Below are 13,624 nucleotides of genomic sequence, written 5' to 3'. Positions count from 1 at the left end.
GTATGAGTGCAGAGCGCGGCAGCAACTTCAGAACTGAGCCGACATTAAACGCCGAACCGCTGCTAAAGCGCATGCGGTTTGATAATGTGCGTGAGACGCCCTACGTTGCGCCACCACAACCGCAGGTGCGCTATCTGCGCTGGCTATTGCTGTTACTGATAATACTGCTGATGCTGGCGGTGTATCAGGAAAGCCGTAACCATTTTTATCAATCGACATTTTGGCATTGGTATGCCGGCAAACTGAGCTATGAAGTCAAACCCGGGGCAGCCGCTCAGATCACCTTTCCGGGCGCAGGCCCGTTTGACCAACGCTTTGGCTACAGTGCCCTGCCGCAGTGGAGCACCAGCCTGCAGCAACAAGGCTTTGTGCTAAGCGCGCAAAGCCATTTTTCCGCCGCGTTACAGCGTTACAGCCAATATGGCTTTTACCCGCCTTACCGCGAAAAAAACCAACCGGGATTAACCGTGCTGGGCTGTCAGCAAGATACCCTGTATCAGGCGACCTACCCGGGCTATCAATTTGCCACGCCACACCAGGTAGCACCGGACATAATTGCTGCTTTATTGTTTGTCGAAGATCGCAACCTGCTTGCCCCGGCGCACCCCAGAGCGAATCCGGTACTGAATTTACCGCGGTTAGGTGCAGCTATGTGGTCACAGCTGCAACGGGCAGCAGGCATTCCGGCGGCGGCAGCCGGAGGTAGCACCCTGGCCACCCAACTGGAAAAATACCGCCACAGCCCGCACGGTTTTACCTCAGGTGCCAGGGACAAATTTCATCAGTTGGTATCGGCCAGTGTGCGCTCTTATGCGGAATCTACCTATACCCTTGCCAACCGGCAACGGATAGTACTGGATTACCTGAACTCTGTGCCACTGGCGGCCACGGCGGGCCATGGCGAGGTGCATGGTCTGGGGGATGGCTTACAAGCCTGGTTCGGTGCTGATCCTGCAGCAGTAAATGCCTTGTTATGGCAAGGCGCCCCTTATAACGCAGAGCAAGCGTTAGCGCTGCGCCAGGTGTTAGCGCTGATCATCGCTCAGCGCCGGCCATCGTATTATTTAGTGCAGGGACGGCGGGATCTGGAGCAACTAATCTCTGCACATCTGGCACTGATGCAACAACAAGGCATTATTGCTCAAGAATTAGCTGAGCTGGCAACACAACAACAGCTGACATTTCAAACGCAGCATATTGTATCTGCCGCCACAGATCATGATTTTAAAGCCAGCACCATGGTCCGCAGCCGGCTGGCGTATTTACTGCAACAAAGTTTATATCAGCTGGACCGGCTGGATTTAACAGCGCACACTACTATCGACTCCAAATTACAGCAAACCGTTAGCCGGCATTTGCGGCAACTTAGTCAATATGATGCTGCAGCCGCCGCCGGCTTGTTTGCCGAACGCTTACTCAGGCCGGGCCAGCAAGACAAAGTACGTTACAGCTTTACCTTGTACCAAAGCAGTGACAGCGGTAATAAGGTTCGGCTGCAAACTGACAATACCGACTTACCCTTTGATTTAAATGACGCCAGCAAACTGGAGCTGGGCTCCACCGCTAAATTGCGGGTACTGGTCAGTTATCTGGAGATTATTGCTGAATTGCACCGGCTGTATGCTGATGAGCCTGCCGACACGCTGCAATTTCTCGACATAGCACCGCAGGACCATCTGACCGGCTGGGCGGTACAATACCTGACACAGCAGCCCGGCAGCAGCTTAAGTACCATGTTGCAGGCGGCACTGCAGCGACGCTACAGTGCCGACCCGAAAGAAAGCTTTTTTACCGGCGGCGGGCTGCATACGTTCAGCAACTTCAACAAAGACGAAGACAAACTCAACCCTACGATAGCTGAAGCGCTGCAGCTATCGATCAACCTGCCTTTTGTGCGTCTGCTGCAGGACATGGTGAACTACAGCATTTATCACGGCGAAAACAGCAGCTATCAATTACTGAAAGATGACGACAACCCGCAACGGGAGCAGTATTTACGCCGTTTTGCTGACCGGGAAGGCACTACCTATTTACGTCGTTTCTGGCAAAAATATCAGGCTAAAACACCGGCACAGCGGCTGGACACTTTTATCCAGAGTAGCCGGCAAACACCGGAGCGGTTAGCTGCAGCGTATCTTTACATTCACCCCGACAGTACACCGGCGCAATTTAGCGCGCTGATGCAACAACAGTTTGGCAGCAACAGTGATTGGCAACAGCTGTATCTTAAATACCAGCCCGACGCATTCAGCTTGCCAGACAGGGCTTACTTATCGCGCAGCCACCCGCTCGAATTGTGGCTATTGGCCTATATGCAACAGCAGCCGGATGCCACTTTAGCTGAAACTGTGGTTGCCAGCGCGCAACAACGGCAGGAGATTTATCAGTGGCTGTTTAAAACCCGGTTTCGCAGCGCACGCGATAACCGCATTCGCAGCATGCTGGAAATTGAAGCCTTCTGGGACTTACATCAACGCTGGCAACGGCTGGGTTATCCGTTTGAGTATTTAGTGCCCTCACTGGCAACGGCGCTGGGCAGCTCCGGTGACAGACCGGCTGCGCTAGCTGAACTGGTCGGTATTATTCTCAATCAGGGTAAACAGCTACCAACAGTGCGCATTGATCAGTTAGATTTTGCGGTAGATACACCTTACGAAAGCCGTTTCAGCCGGCCGCCGGCGCGGGCAATACAGGTGATGGATACAGAGGTAGCCCTCACAGTGCGCCAGCTGTTGCAGCAAGTGGTCAGCTCCGGCACGGCGCGCAGGTTACAGCAAGGTTTTAACAGCACACTGCTGCAGGGTGGGAAAACCGGCACCGGCGACAACCGGCTGGTACAACTTAACAGCCGCGGCCAGCAAATCAGTTCTAAAGCACTGAACCGCACCGCAACCTATGTATTTTATCTGGGTGCATCCCATTTTGGTGTATTAACGGCTTATGTTGCTGATGAAACTGCTGAACAATTCAGCTTTACCTCTGCTTTGCCGTTACAGGTATTGAACAGCATGGCGCCAATACTGGTGCCTTATATTGAGCAAACAGCTGCCGGGGATTGCCGTTAGCCGGCCACAACCCTGTTGCGACCGTCATGCTTAGCCTGATATAGCGCCATATCAGCGCGATGCAACCAGGCCTCCCAATCCTCCCCCTGCTGCAACATCGCCAGACCAATAGAGGTCGTCATATGCGAGCCGTCCGGAGCGGTCAGAAACTGTGCAATGCCGGCACGGATTTTCTCTGCCAGCTTAGCCAAATCGGCCGGTTTAACATCGGCCAGTAACACAACAAATTCTTCGCCACCAAAACGAAATACCCGGTCACTTTGACGCAGCATAGATTGCAGCAACGGAATAAGCCCTGTCAGCACCTCGTCACCGGCTTTATGGCCATGGTTATCGTTAATCAGCTTAAAATGATCCAGGTCAAGCAACAAAATGCCATAGGGCCGGCCGAAACGCTGGTGTTCGTTAATCGCCAGCGCCAGCTGATCATTTAAGGTGCGCCGGTTAGCTGCGCCGGTAAGGCTGTCGGTAGTCGCCAAACGCTGTAATTCACGTCGTTGCAGCTGAGCACGGTAGGCAAAAATAAACGCAAAAATACTGGTGATAGTGGTCGTCACCATAAAAGACAGCATTTGAAACTGACTGGCAAACACCTGGCCTGGCCGCCAACTTGCGAACAGCAGCAAACAGGCCAACATTGCAATAAGCAAAATAAAGGCTTTAAGCGGCGATACCAAAAAGAAAATAAACACTAAAAACGGATACACCCAAAACAGGCCATCCACCCCCAGATTAATGCAGACCAACACGGCGCCAAAACAAAATACCAGCGCCATAAACAGTCCGGGCTTTACCGTATCTCCGGTGCGCCAGGCCATACGGGTTGCGAAAATAGCGCAGGTTACCATCACAAGATCGGCAATGCCGACAATATAATTTCCGCTATACAGCCGGTAAATGCCGTAGGGCGTCACACAAAACACTATCATTGCGCCCACCAGAGTGAGCATCGCCAGATAAAAATCGTCTTGCAACCGCTTTAACACCAACAGCCTCCGGAACTTTGCATTGCGTCGCGCCATATTAATATAGAGGCTGCGTTGCTGAACACCTAATCAGATTAAGTATTCTTTTTAACCTTGCAACGCTTGTGACAATTGATCAAAATGACTGAATGCCCAATCTGCCTGCGGCGCAAAATGCTGATTATGTGCATTCAGATATAAACAGGACGCCATGCCAGCGTTAGCCGCTGTTTCAATATCATAAATATAGTCACCAACATAGATCATCTGCTTAACTGACAATTGCAGCTTCTCTGCCAGTAACAATAATCCTGCCGGATCCGGCTTGGCGGCGCAATCTTCCCTGGTCAGTACATGTTCTATCGGCATCTGCAGTCGCTGCATGGTCAATGCTGTGGCTTCACGCATATTGCGGGTTAACAAGGCTAAAGGCATGTTGTTGGCACGCAGTGTTTGCAGGCATTGTTGTGCTCCCGGCATCCAGGTCGCGTTAACGGCACCCTGCAACTCGTGGCGGCGGATAATCTGATCGGCCCGGCTAAACAGCTTTGGATCATCCAACAGCGCTAATTGCTCTAACAACGGCGTACCCGCCGGCCAGCCGATATCACGACAGATGGCGGCAAAATCCAGCGCTGAATCTACTAAAGTGCCGTCCATATCAAATACCACGGCTTTAATATGCTGTAACTGCAAGGGCAAACTCCTGTTTCGGGTAGTCATTTTTGCCATAAATTAGCTAATTTACCATCAACCATTTACGCAAAAATCCTAATTTATTGTTTTTATTAAATATAATTTTGGCGTAATTTCTGCTTACTACTTAGTGTCTTTAACATAGGGGGCAAAAAATGACGCTGTTCAGATTAATATTTAATATACTGTGGTTCGTGCTGGGCGGTTTTGTTATGGGGTTGCTGTGGTGGCTGGTGGGTCTGCTGTGTTTTATCAGTATTGTCGGTATTCCATTTGGCCGCAGCTGTTTTGTTATTGGTGAAATGGCATTTTGGCCCTTTGGTCAGGATGCGGTAAGCCGGCGCTATATTAACCGCTATGATGATATCGGCACCGGCACCTTAGGTACTTTGGGTAATATCATCTGGTTTTTGCTGTTTGGCATTTGGCTGGCACTGGGGCATTTGGCTCATGCTATAGTATGTTTTATCAGTATCATCGGCATTCCGTTTGGTATACAGCACCTTAAGTTGGCGGTGTTAAGCCTGGCGCCGATTGGCAAAACCGTTGTTGCCCGCCATGCTATTTAAGATGAATGCACTGATCTTTGAATACGGAGAAAGTTGTGTCTGCAGATAACTATCAGCGTATCTGGCAAACTGTACTATTAATCCCTTACGGTAAAGTAGCCAGCTACGGCCAGATTGCAGATTTAGCCGGCTTACCCGGCAGAGCCAGGTTAGTGGGCAAAGCTTTAGGTTATGCACCCGCTGAGCTGGCGGTACCCTGGTATAGGGTATTGCGTAGCGACAGAAGCCTGGCGTTCCCGCCAGGCAGCCCTACCGCACTGGAGCAACGGCAATTATTGCTGGCTGAGGGCGTAATGCTGAAAAAAAACAGAGTAGACAACACAGCACTGTGGCAACCCGACTTGGCTGAACTACTGTTTAAGTTGCAATATTAAATTCGGGTTAAGCGCTGCTTAGCCCTTAATAACGCTTCCTGTTCAAACTCTTCCATATATTCAGCCAAATCACCTTTCCACTGTTCATCCGCTTGTTCTGATGCTTCTTTTACCAAGCCAACTTCCAACTGATCACGCCGCACCAATAACTGATGGGCGCGGCTTTGCATTTCCAGTTCAACTTCAGCTTGAATTTGACTTAGAGAGCGCATTAATGACAGCTTTCTGTATGCATAAAACGCAAGCATATTTATCAACAAAAGTATTAAGAAAAATAGCCAACTCATCCTGGTGCCGCCTGTACATTCTTGTTTGCGCTTTTTAAATTAACCGCCCAGAAAATCGCTATCAGTGGCACCAGCATAATGTTAATCATGGGAACCCCATACTGATAAACTAACTGGAATACTTCGGTATTACTGACAAAGCGGTCAAAAAATCTGAGCGTCTGAATCGATGCTAAAGCAAGAAACGCAACAGCTATAATACTGGCGATACTACTAACGCTTTGCCTCAATAAGTTATGAAACTTGTATAGCAGAAAAATGGCAATACAATCGATGAAAACAAAGACGCCGTACCATAAAAATTTGTAGAACAATCCCGGCATACTTGCCAACTCATATAGCAGAGGTGTCAGAGCGGTCATAGCCCCATTAGCAACAGCTAACACCATAAGCGAAATAACCAAAGACGATACTTTTCGTTCAACAAAAACAGACAGCACAAATAATAGAAAATATGCTACAAATACCAGTTTGCCTAAATCAAATAGCAGCGCTTCAATGGTATCCCATCCCATAATACCTCCTAAGCTGGGTTAACTGAATGAATTACGTTTTAGGTGGTTCAATACCTTCACCATTACCTGAAATTGTTTTAGGCGGCTCAATTCCCTCTCCATTTCCCGAAACTGTTTTAGGTGGCTCTATACCTTCTCCATTGCCTGAAATTGTTTTAGGCGGCTCAATACCCTCCCCGTTACCAAAAGTTGCTACGGCAGTTTCTTTTGCCAATAACGCTTTTGCACGTTCGCTGATTTGCACAGAATCTGTTGTTGGCGCAGCGGCTGTTGCTGCAGCCTGATTGCTTTGCTGTTTTAGTGATGCTGTGGCGGGTTTTTCCTGAGTATATAGCTGAGCAGTATTATTATTTATATTAGTAATCGACATATATTCCTCTTCAAACAAAATAACAAAGGTTTAACGATACTAGATCTAAAATGGCATTAGTACCAGCGAATCTGCCGCTGCAAACCTGACAAAAAACTGATATTTTCAACCTGATAGCAAAAGGTAAAATAAAAATAAGCGAATAATGCGACCTGGTGTTGCAGGAGGAATGTTGAATTATTTAGCCCATGCGGTGCTGGCACAACCCAATCAATATTCGTTGACCGGTAATTTGCTCGGCGATTTTTGTAAGGGTGTTACAACTGCGCAGTTGCATCCGCTTATTTTAGCCGGGCTGTATAATCATCGCGCCGTCGACCGTTTTACTGATCAGCATCATGCAGTGCGCCAGGCTAAACTGCTGTTTTCACATCAGCGCCGCCGCTTTGCCGGTATTGCGTTGGATGTATTGTTTGACCACTTTTTAATTAAACACTGGACACAGTTTTACCCGCAACCTTTTGCGGACTATAAACAACAGCTGTACCTGCGACTGGCCGCAGCAGAACACCTGATGCCGGCACAAATGGCAGCAACTATGCATAGTGTACGCCGTCATGATTGGTTCAGCAGTTATCAACAACTACCGCAGTTAGGTGTGGCACTGGACCGCATTGCACAGCGGATCCGGTTTGCCAACCAGTTCGCCGGCATGATAGATGAAATTCAGCCGCACTATGCGGTGCTGGAGCAAGGCTTTTTACAGCTTTACCCTGAACTGCGCCAACATGTCGCAGAACTGGCGCTGGAAAAATAACCGTCTGTTGTTGCCCGTGCAGGCTAACTGCAGTTAGTCACTGATCTTTGCATTCAACGCCAGATTTATGCTGGCTTTTGTTGCGTTAAAAGCCTGCTATTGGCTAGACTAGCGCCCTGTTCGTTTTGATAGCCAAAAATACAGGAGCGCAATAATGGGCGCACAATGGAAAGCCAAACATAAAATGGATGCGGCCAACGCCAAAGGCCGTATTTTTACCAAGCTGGCAAAAGAGATTGCCGTCGCCGCCCGCAATGGCGCCGACCCGGATATGAACGCCAAGTTACGTTCTGCCATTGACGCAGCCAAAAAAGCCTCGATGCCTAAAGATACCCTGGAGCGTGCCATTAAGAAAGGCGCCGGTTTGCTGGATGGCCCGGCAAACTATGAAAACGTAGTATACGAAGGCTTTGCACCACATCAGGTACCGGTGATCGTAGAATGTTTGACCGACAACAAAAACCGCAGTGCTATGAGTATCCGCCAGTTGTTCCGTAAAGGGCAGTTGGCCACCTCCGGTGCTGTATCCTGGGATTTCAAACACCTGGGCCAGATTGAAGCCGAGCCAATCAATGCCGATGCCGATGCGGAACTGGCAGCCATTGAAGCCGGAGCACAGGATTTTGAAGCCGGCGATGATAACGAAGTGGTATTTTTAACTGAAGCGACAGATCTAGATTTGGTGGCCAAAGCCCTGCCGGAATTTGGCTTTAATGTACTGACCGCTAAACTGGTATACCGTGCCAATAACCCGGTAGCACTGGACGATACACAGCGTGCTGAAGTCGAAGCCTTTTTAGATGCCATTGATGCCGATGATGACGTGCAAAACGTCTACGTTGGCTTAGCCGGCTAAGGCATGTTTTAAGTTGTATGTTTGAAGCTATTTGCTAAGCTGACACAGCCATCCTGCGGGGTGGCTGTGTTGTTTCTGCGCCGGGCTTTAACCAAACAATAAACGCCAGATACTGACCTTGCGTTGTTGATGGTACTCTTTACGTAATGCATCTACCTGCTGTAGATGCAATCTGGCTTGGGCGACATCATCCTGTTCTGCCGCTTGTTTGGCTAACTGCAACTCAGCCAAAACCTGTTGCAAGCCTTGCTTAAACTGCTCTGCTTTATCCGCTGCAAAGTCAGCGCCGGCAGATTGTTGTGTCAAAGTGATCAGCTCATCCAGCAGCGGCAAAAGTTGCTCAGCGCTTTGCGCGTCATAGGCCTGCTTATACTGAAAGGCCATATTTTTCATGGTTTTTTCAAGATCAACCGACGCTGTCGCCGATACAGAGTAAAACAAGCAACACAGGCTGAAACAAAGAACGCGCATAACAACACCTCAACATACAACACGATGGCCATTGTAGCGCAAAGCGCCGGGCAGGCATATCATAATGCCGCCCGGCTTAAGTGGTAACAGGCTTAATAGCGACTAAAGAAGTCTTCTACCTGCGCCATGGCATCATCCCTGTCCAGGCCATAACGCTCCTGAATAATATCGGCCAGCTCATCAAAGTTACCTTTGGTTTGCTCCAACTCATCGTAGCTAACCTTATCCCATTGTAATTTTGCTCTGGCGCGCATTTCGCCCCAGTTGCCTTCATAGTATTTGTAGCCCATGCGATTACTCCTTTGCCTCTAAGTAACACGCTAAAGCCGGTGCCATTTGCTCAGCGTTACAGCCCGGCCACCTGACAAGCTTTGATCTGCCACGCAACGCTGTATTTGTCGCGCTTGCGCCTGTCGGGCTAAGTGTAGCTGTTGCATGCACCAGGCGTGAAAATTATCCTACTGGTCCGACAGCACTTGTCGTTACCGGTTAAACCTGTTGAGATAGTCACGGGAACCCGGATCACAATAAGAGAGAAAAACAATGAAGCAAACATTCGCCCCTTTCGCCTTTTTCTGCAGCGCGGCGCTGCTAAGCGGCTGTGCTGCCACAGGCGATAATACCGCCGCTTCACAGGCCGGCACCGCGCAGCAACTGGCGCAGCAATACATTATTATCGACACCCACATTGATGTGCCTTACCGGCTGCATAAAGACTGGGAAGACGTTACTGTGGCGACACAGCGCGGTGAGTTTGATTACCCGCGAGCGCAAGCCGGCGGCTTAAATGCACCCTTTATGTCGATTTATATTCCGGCCTCTTACGAGCGTAGCGGCGGTGGGTATCAGCTGGCGAATCAGCTGATTGACAGCATGGAAGCGCTGGTAGGCCGTGCACCGGATAAATTTGCCATGGCCTACAGCAGCCAGGATGTGCTCGACCAGTTTGGCAGCGCTAAAGTATCGCTGGCTCTTGGCATGGAAAACGGTACACCGATAGATGGCAAGCTGGAAAACCTGCAACATTTTTATCAGCGCGGTATTCGCTATATTACGCTGTCGCACTCTGAGAGTAACCATATTGCCGACTCCAGCTACGACTTACGCCGCAGATGGCATGGTTTAAGCCCGTTTGGTAAAGAGCTGGTGGTGGCAATGAATAATATCGGCATGATGATTGATATCTCGCATGTATCAGATGACGCCTTTTACCAGACAGTAGCAATCAGTAAGGTGCCGGTTATCGCCTCACACTCCTCACTACGCAGTTATACTCCGGGTTTTGAGCGCAATATGGATGATGACATGATCAAAGCGCTGGCAAAAAACGGCGGCGTGGTACAAATTAACTTTGGCTCGTCTTTTGTTACCATGATGGCAAACCAGTACGGCGCCCTGCGTAAAGCCGCAGCAAAACAGGCCGGTGTGGCCGACGATGAAGCTTTTGAGTTGGCGTTTCGCAAAAAACACCCCTACCCGTTTGCTACGTTAGATACGGTATTGGACCATATAGACCATGTGGTAAAGCTGGTAGGTATTGATTACGTGGGTATCGGTTCAGACTACGACGGCGTGGGCGATTCACTGCCGGTAGGGTTAAAGGACGTATCCAGCTATCCGAATTTAATCGACGGCTTACTGAAACGTGGTTATAGCGAAGCCGATATTGAGAAAATATTATCAGGCAATTTATTGCGTGTATGGCGCCAGGTAGAAGAGTACGCTGCGGCGCATTCAGCCGGGTAAACATAAGCAGAATAAGTAACAAAACAGCGCGGCCCGGGCCGCGCTGTTTATTGGTAAATCATTGGATAAATGCTGCCAACAGGCCGATAAGGCCACCAAACACACCGCCCCACACCACCAACCAGCCTAAATGCTGACGGATCATCTGCTGAATAATGTCTTTTACCAGCTCTGGCGTCAGCTCGGTTAAGCGCTGCTGCACTATGGTGTCTACCTGATTACGGATGCCTTCGAGCTGTTCGGGTTTATCTAACTGCGCCAACACCAACTGATTAAACTCATCTGTCTGTGATACCTCTATCAGGGCACTTTTCAGTTTACCGATAAACGGCTCTTTTAACGGCAATAAGGCTGCGCTACCGCCAAACATACCCAACATAGTGCTAAAAGAGGATTGCTCTACCACTTTTAATAACGAATCAAACGCCGGTGACAAATCGCTTTGTGCAATTACCGGAGCAAAATCGAATGCCCGGCTATGGCTTTGTTGCTTGTCAGCCAGGAAACGGTCGATATTGTCGCTGCTGAAAAACTGCGTCATCACCAACTGATAAATACCGGCCTTAAACTGCTCAAACCGCGCCGGTATTACGCCGGAGCCATATAACAGCGGCACTTTCTCAAACAGCATATGCACTGCCAGCCAGTTGGTTAATGCACCGGACAAAGCAAATAAGCCCACACTCAACAGCATTGGTTGCTGTAAATACCAGCCGGCCAGCGTAACTACTGCGGCAACTCCATTCGTAACAACATTTTTATTCATGCCTGCCTCACACTGTTAAAACATAAGCCCTGTTGAACCAAAGCCTTGTTGAACCTAAACATAGTGGCGCCGATTCTAATCAGCTAAACGCCTGCGGGCAAGCTCCGGCTTCAGCCAACGGCCAATTCAGGTTATGCTGGGCAGCTAGAAGTGAATAAAGAGAATACAGATGAAAATAGCAGTTGCCTCGGCCAACCCGGCAAAAATTCGCGCAGTACAGGACGCTTTAATGCAGGTATTTAGCGGAGAAACACTGCAGTGCAGCGGACAAAGCACCGCATCCGGCGTGTCAGCCCAGCCGATGACCAGCGAAGAAACCTTACAGGGGGCACTGAACCGGCTGCAGGCAGTTGCAGCTGCCGCGCCGGGTGCAGACTATTATGTTGCGCTGGAAGCCGGCCTGGACGGCGACTGCAGCTTTGCCTGGATCGCTATTTCACATCAGGGCCGTATCAGTAAAACCCGGTCGGCCAGTTTACCGCTGCCGCCTGCTGCACTCATGGCAATACAGCAGGGCGAAGAGCTGGGCGATGTGATGGATCGCATGTTCGCGCAACATAACGTAAAACAACAAGGTGGAGCCATTGCCATGCTAACCAATCATGTGCTGACGCGCGCCGGCGTATATCAGCAAGCGATTATCCTGGCAATGATCCCGTTTATACAGCCGCAGCTGTTCACACAACAGGCTTAGTTGTAACCCAGTACCGCACAGTATGAAGTATCGCTATCACGACGGCTGGCTTTTGCCTCTGTAGCGTCGCTGTTGTCCGTCCACACTAAGCTCAGTGCCTGACGCTCCTGCTGAGTTAAATCAACGGTTTTCTGTTGTTGAAAGAAAAAACGTTGCTGTTGTACATGGCTTTGCTTAACGGCACTCATAACAGACTCCTGCATTAAAAATGGCTGCGGGTCAGTACATGCTTACAGTACAAGAACCGCGAATACAGGTGAAGCTTAAAGCAGGTAAACTGAGCAGTAGCTGAACCCGGCACTAATATCAGCATATTTTGTTAAAAATGTTGTCCGGAGCGTTCGGGTTAAGCGGCGCAGACAATGAGTCTGCCGGCGACTGCAAATAACCCGGCACCGGCAAGCCCCCGGCGTCTGTGCAAGCTGCATTAATACTGTGAAAAATACTGTATCATCAGGCTTCTAAGACGTTATCCAACCCTACAGATGAGTTGTTCCCATGTGGCTGAATAAAGAGCTGGTTACTGATTCTGCGCTACACAGCTACCGCAAGACATTATCGAATTCCGGCCCCAGGCATGTGGTGATTGATAATTTATTTGATAACGCCACACTGGATGCCATCGTCAACGTTTTGCAGCAAGATAGTGGCTGGCAAACGCAGAAACACACTTACTCAGCTTTATATGTCGATAACGCTAAATGGCAAAAAACCCGCAAAAAAAACCGTTTTGTGCAGCGGGATACCTGGCTACGCCCTGCGCCGGGTGCCGGCAGCAATATTGCGCTGGAGTTTTTGGCGTTTTTACGCGGCGAAGAATTTATGTCCTTGTTATCACGTATCTTTAAGGTGCAATTAACCGATATCAACGTGGCTAAGCCCGATATTAACAGCAATTATTTTCGCTTAGGTGCCACCGACTTTGTTAACCAACATGCTGATGACTCCCCGGGAAGAGAGGTATGCATGCTGTTGTATTTAAATAAAGACTGGCACCAGGGCAGCGGTGGTGAACTGGTTTTTACGGGAGTGGATGATAAACCGGTTAATATCGCGCCGTTATACAACCGTTGTGTACTGTTCGATCCCTCATCACCAGGCTCTGAACACCTTGTAAAACCAGTGACCAACGAGAATACACAGCGATATCGTTATAACGTCACCAGTTGGTATTGGTCTGAGTAGAGAGGGATGCATTCGACGCATAAATGACAAAGGCCCACGCTTTTGGCCGAGAGAGGGATTCACTCATGCCATCCATGGCATTCGCCCTAAGGGTGGCAAAGCCATGCAAAACGGCTATCCTGCCGTTTTGTCGAACCGAAGGGTTCGAACCAAATCCTCTGTCTCGACGCATAAATGAAAAAGGCCCACGCTTTTGGCGTGGGCCTTTTTCATTTATCTGGCGGAGAGAGAGGGATTCGAACCCTCGTTAGGGGTTAACCTAAACACACTTTCCAGGCGTGCGCCTTCAGCCACTCAGCCATCTCTCC

The 13,624-nt window shown here is 49.5% G+C and carries 17 protein-coding genes and 1 tRNA gene; 8 read left to right on the top strand and 10 right to left on the bottom strand.

From position 1 onward, the window contains the following. The first annotated feature begins 2 nt into the window (after positions 1-2). On the top strand, positions 3-3,065 hold the full coding sequence (locus Q8O77_RS11320) for a transglycosylase domain-containing protein (protein ID WP_305552972.1): 3,063 nt from the start codon (positions 3-5) through the stop codon (positions 3,063-3,065). On the opposite strand, the gene Q8O77_RS11315 is transcribed toward Q8O77_RS11320, so the two are convergent. Together Q8O77_RS11315 and Q8O77_RS11310 are read right to left on the bottom strand one after the other, a co-directional pair. Beyond that, a complete protein-coding gene (locus Q8O77_RS11315) occupies positions 3,062-4,051 on the bottom strand; it encodes a GGDEF domain-containing protein (RefSeq protein WP_305552971.1) in 990 nt (329 codons plus the stop codon). The genes Q8O77_RS11320 and Q8O77_RS11315 overlap by 4 nt on opposite strands. Before the next feature lie 87 nt (positions 4,052-4,138). After that, positions 4,139-4,726, bottom strand: coding sequence for an HAD family hydrolase (locus Q8O77_RS11310; protein WP_305552970.1), 588 nt, complete (start codon positions 4,724-4,726; stop codon positions 4,139-4,141). 155 nt (positions 4,727-4,881) lie between these two features. On the opposite strand from Q8O77_RS11310, the gene Q8O77_RS11305 reads away from it, so the two are divergent. Together Q8O77_RS11305 and Q8O77_RS11300 are read left to right on the top strand one after the other, a co-directional pair. Further along, the gene (locus Q8O77_RS11305; RefSeq protein ID WP_305552969.1) at positions 4,882-5,295 is read left to right on the top strand and encodes a YccF domain-containing protein; all 414 of its coding nucleotides are present in this window, start codon (positions 4,882-4,884) and stop codon (positions 5,293-5,295) included. A 35-nt stretch (positions 5,296-5,330) separates the two neighbouring features. Continuing rightward, complete coding sequence (locus tag Q8O77_RS11300; protein WP_305552968.1) at positions 5,331-5,669, top strand: MGMT family protein; 339 nt, start codon at positions 5,331-5,333, stop codon at positions 5,667-5,669. Here Q8O77_RS11300 and Q8O77_RS11295 read toward each other — a convergent pair. From Q8O77_RS11295 to Q8O77_RS11285, 3 genes are all read right to left on the bottom strand, one after another. After that, a complete protein-coding gene (locus Q8O77_RS11295; RefSeq protein WP_305552967.1) occupies positions 5,666-5,881 on the bottom strand; it encodes a hypothetical protein in 216 nt (71 codons plus the stop codon). The two genes, Q8O77_RS11300 and Q8O77_RS11295, sit on opposite strands and share 4 nt — an antisense overlap. 71 nt (positions 5,882-5,952) lie before the next feature. Then, positions 5,953-6,471, bottom strand: coding sequence for a hypothetical protein (locus Q8O77_RS11290; protein ID WP_305552966.1), 519 nt, complete (start codon positions 6,469-6,471; stop codon positions 5,953-5,955). A 31-nt stretch (positions 6,472-6,502) separates the two neighbouring features. After that, positions 6,503-6,841, bottom strand: a complete 339-nt coding sequence (locus tag Q8O77_RS11285; protein ID WP_305552965.1) for a hypothetical protein — start codon at positions 6,839-6,841, stop codon at positions 6,503-6,505. Positions 6,842-7,010: 169 nt separating this feature from the next. Between Q8O77_RS11285 and Q8O77_RS11280 the strand changes: the two genes are divergently transcribed. Both Q8O77_RS11280 and Q8O77_RS11275 read left to right on the top strand, forming a co-directional pair. Then, positions 7,011-7,598, top strand: coding sequence for an ACP phosphodiesterase (locus tag Q8O77_RS11280; RefSeq protein ID WP_305552964.1), 588 nt, complete (start codon positions 7,011-7,013; stop codon positions 7,596-7,598). A 154-nt stretch (positions 7,599-7,752) separates the two neighbouring features. Beyond that, positions 7,753-8,454 carry a YebC/PmpR family DNA-binding transcriptional regulator gene (locus Q8O77_RS11275; protein WP_305552963.1) on the top strand — a complete coding sequence of 234 codons (702 nt, stop codon included), beginning with the start codon at positions 7,753-7,755 and terminating at the stop codon, positions 8,452-8,454. A gap of 87 nt (positions 8,455-8,541) precedes the next feature. On the opposite strand, the gene Q8O77_RS11270 is transcribed toward Q8O77_RS11275, so the two are convergent. Both Q8O77_RS11270 and Q8O77_RS11265 read right to left on the bottom strand, forming a co-directional pair. Continuing rightward, positions 8,542-8,925 (bottom strand): cytochrome b562, encoded by a 384-nt coding sequence (locus Q8O77_RS11270; protein ID WP_305552962.1) that lies wholly within the window; start codon positions 8,923-8,925, stop codon positions 8,542-8,544. Between the two features lie 92 nt (positions 8,926-9,017). Next, positions 9,018-9,215 (bottom strand): general stress protein CsbD, encoded by a 198-nt coding sequence (locus tag Q8O77_RS11265; protein WP_092794992.1) that lies wholly within the window; start codon positions 9,213-9,215, stop codon positions 9,018-9,020. A 253-nt stretch (positions 9,216-9,468) separates the two neighbouring features. Here Q8O77_RS11265 and Q8O77_RS11260 point away from each other — a divergent pair, with 253 nt between their 5' ends. Next, entirely contained in the window at positions 9,469-10,671 is a 1,203-nt protein-coding gene (locus Q8O77_RS11260) for a dipeptidase (protein WP_305552961.1), read from the top strand. Positions 10,672-10,729: 58 nt separating this feature from the next. Here Q8O77_RS11260 and Q8O77_RS11255 read toward each other — a convergent pair whose 3' ends face one another. Next, positions 10,730-11,437, bottom strand: coding sequence for a DUF445 family protein (locus Q8O77_RS11255; protein WP_305552960.1), 708 nt, complete (start codon positions 11,435-11,437; stop codon positions 10,730-10,732). Between the two features lie 169 nt (positions 11,438-11,606). Here Q8O77_RS11255 and yjjX point away from each other — a divergent pair, with 169 nt between their 5' ends. Continuing rightward, positions 11,607-12,131: an inosine/xanthosine triphosphatase gene (gene yjjX / locus Q8O77_RS11250; protein WP_305552959.1), complete on the top strand. Its 525-nt coding sequence runs from the start codon at positions 11,607-11,609 to the stop codon at positions 12,129-12,131. On the opposite strand, the gene Q8O77_RS11245 is transcribed toward yjjX, so the two are convergent. Continuing rightward, entirely contained in the window at positions 12,128-12,319 is a 192-nt protein-coding gene (locus Q8O77_RS11245; RefSeq protein WP_305552958.1) for a hypothetical protein, read from the bottom strand. The two genes, yjjX and Q8O77_RS11245, sit on opposite strands and share 4 nt — an antisense overlap. Before the next feature lie 310 nt (positions 12,320-12,629). Between Q8O77_RS11245 and Q8O77_RS11240 the strand changes: the two genes are divergently transcribed. Continuing rightward, positions 12,630-13,316, top strand: a complete 687-nt coding sequence (locus Q8O77_RS11240) for a 2OG-Fe(II) oxygenase (protein WP_305552957.1) — start codon at positions 12,630-12,632, stop codon at positions 13,314-13,316. A gap of 218 nt (positions 13,317-13,534) precedes the next feature. On the opposite strand, the gene Q8O77_RS11235 is transcribed toward Q8O77_RS11240, so the two are convergent. Beyond that, a tRNA-Ser gene (locus Q8O77_RS11235) sits at positions 13,535-13,624 on the bottom strand.

The organism is Rheinheimera sp. (assembly GCF_030690345.1).
In the GTDB taxonomy this organism is placed as follows: domain Bacteria; phylum Pseudomonadota; class Gammaproteobacteria; order Enterobacterales; family Alteromonadaceae; genus Alishewanella.
This window is presented reverse-complemented; position numbering and strand designations above follow the sequence as displayed.

What these genes read in the sequence shown, in the direction of transcription:
- Q8O77_RS11320 (WP_305552972.1), top strand. Translation starts at nt 3, where the DNA reads ATGAGTGCAGAGCGCGGCAGCAACTTCAGAACTGAGCCGACATTAAAC.
- Q8O77_RS11305 (WP_305552969.1), top strand. Translation starts at nt 4,882, where the DNA reads ATGACGCTGTTCAGATTAATATTTAATATACTGTGGTTCGTGCTGGGC.
- Q8O77_RS11295 (WP_305552967.1), bottom strand. Translation starts at nt 5,881, where the DNA reads ATGCGCTCTCTAAGTCAAATTCAAGCTGAAGTTGAACTGGAAATGCAA.
- Q8O77_RS11290 (WP_305552966.1), bottom strand. Translation starts at nt 6,471, where the DNA reads ATGGGATGGGATACCATTGAAGCGCTGCTATTTGATTTAGGCAAACTG.
- Q8O77_RS11285 (WP_305552965.1), bottom strand. Translation starts at nt 6,841, where the DNA reads ATGTCGATTACTAATATAAATAATAATACTGCTCAGCTATATACTCAG.
- Q8O77_RS11280 (WP_305552964.1), top strand. Translation starts at nt 7,011, where the DNA reads ATGTTGAATTATTTAGCCCATGCGGTGCTGGCACAACCCAATCAATAT.
- Q8O77_RS11275 (WP_305552963.1), top strand. Translation starts at nt 7,753, where the DNA reads ATGGGCGCACAATGGAAAGCCAAACATAAAATGGATGCGGCCAACGCC.
- Q8O77_RS11270 (WP_305552962.1), bottom strand. Translation starts at nt 8,925, where the DNA reads ATGCGCGTTCTTTGTTTCAGCCTGTGTTGCTTGTTTTACTCTGTATCG.
- Q8O77_RS11265 (WP_092794992.1), bottom strand. Translation starts at nt 9,215, where the DNA reads ATGGGCTACAAATACTATGAAGGCAACTGGGGCGAAATGCGCGCCAGA.
- Q8O77_RS11260 (WP_305552961.1), top strand. Translation starts at nt 9,469, where the DNA reads ATGAAGCAAACATTCGCCCCTTTCGCCTTTTTCTGCAGCGCGGCGCTG.
- Q8O77_RS11255 (WP_305552960.1), bottom strand. Translation starts at nt 11,437, where the DNA reads ATGAATAAAAATGTTGTTACGAATGGAGTTGCCGCAGTAGTTACGCTG.
- yjjX (WP_305552959.1), top strand. Translation starts at nt 11,607, where the DNA reads ATGAAAATAGCAGTTGCCTCGGCCAACCCGGCAAAAATTCGCGCAGTA.
- Q8O77_RS11245 (WP_305552958.1), bottom strand. Translation starts at nt 12,319, where the DNA reads ATGAGTGCCGTTAAGCAAAGCCATGTACAACAGCAACGTTTTTTCTTT.
- Q8O77_RS11240 (WP_305552957.1), top strand. Translation starts at nt 12,630, where the DNA reads ATGTGGCTGAATAAAGAGCTGGTTACTGATTCTGCGCTACACAGCTAC.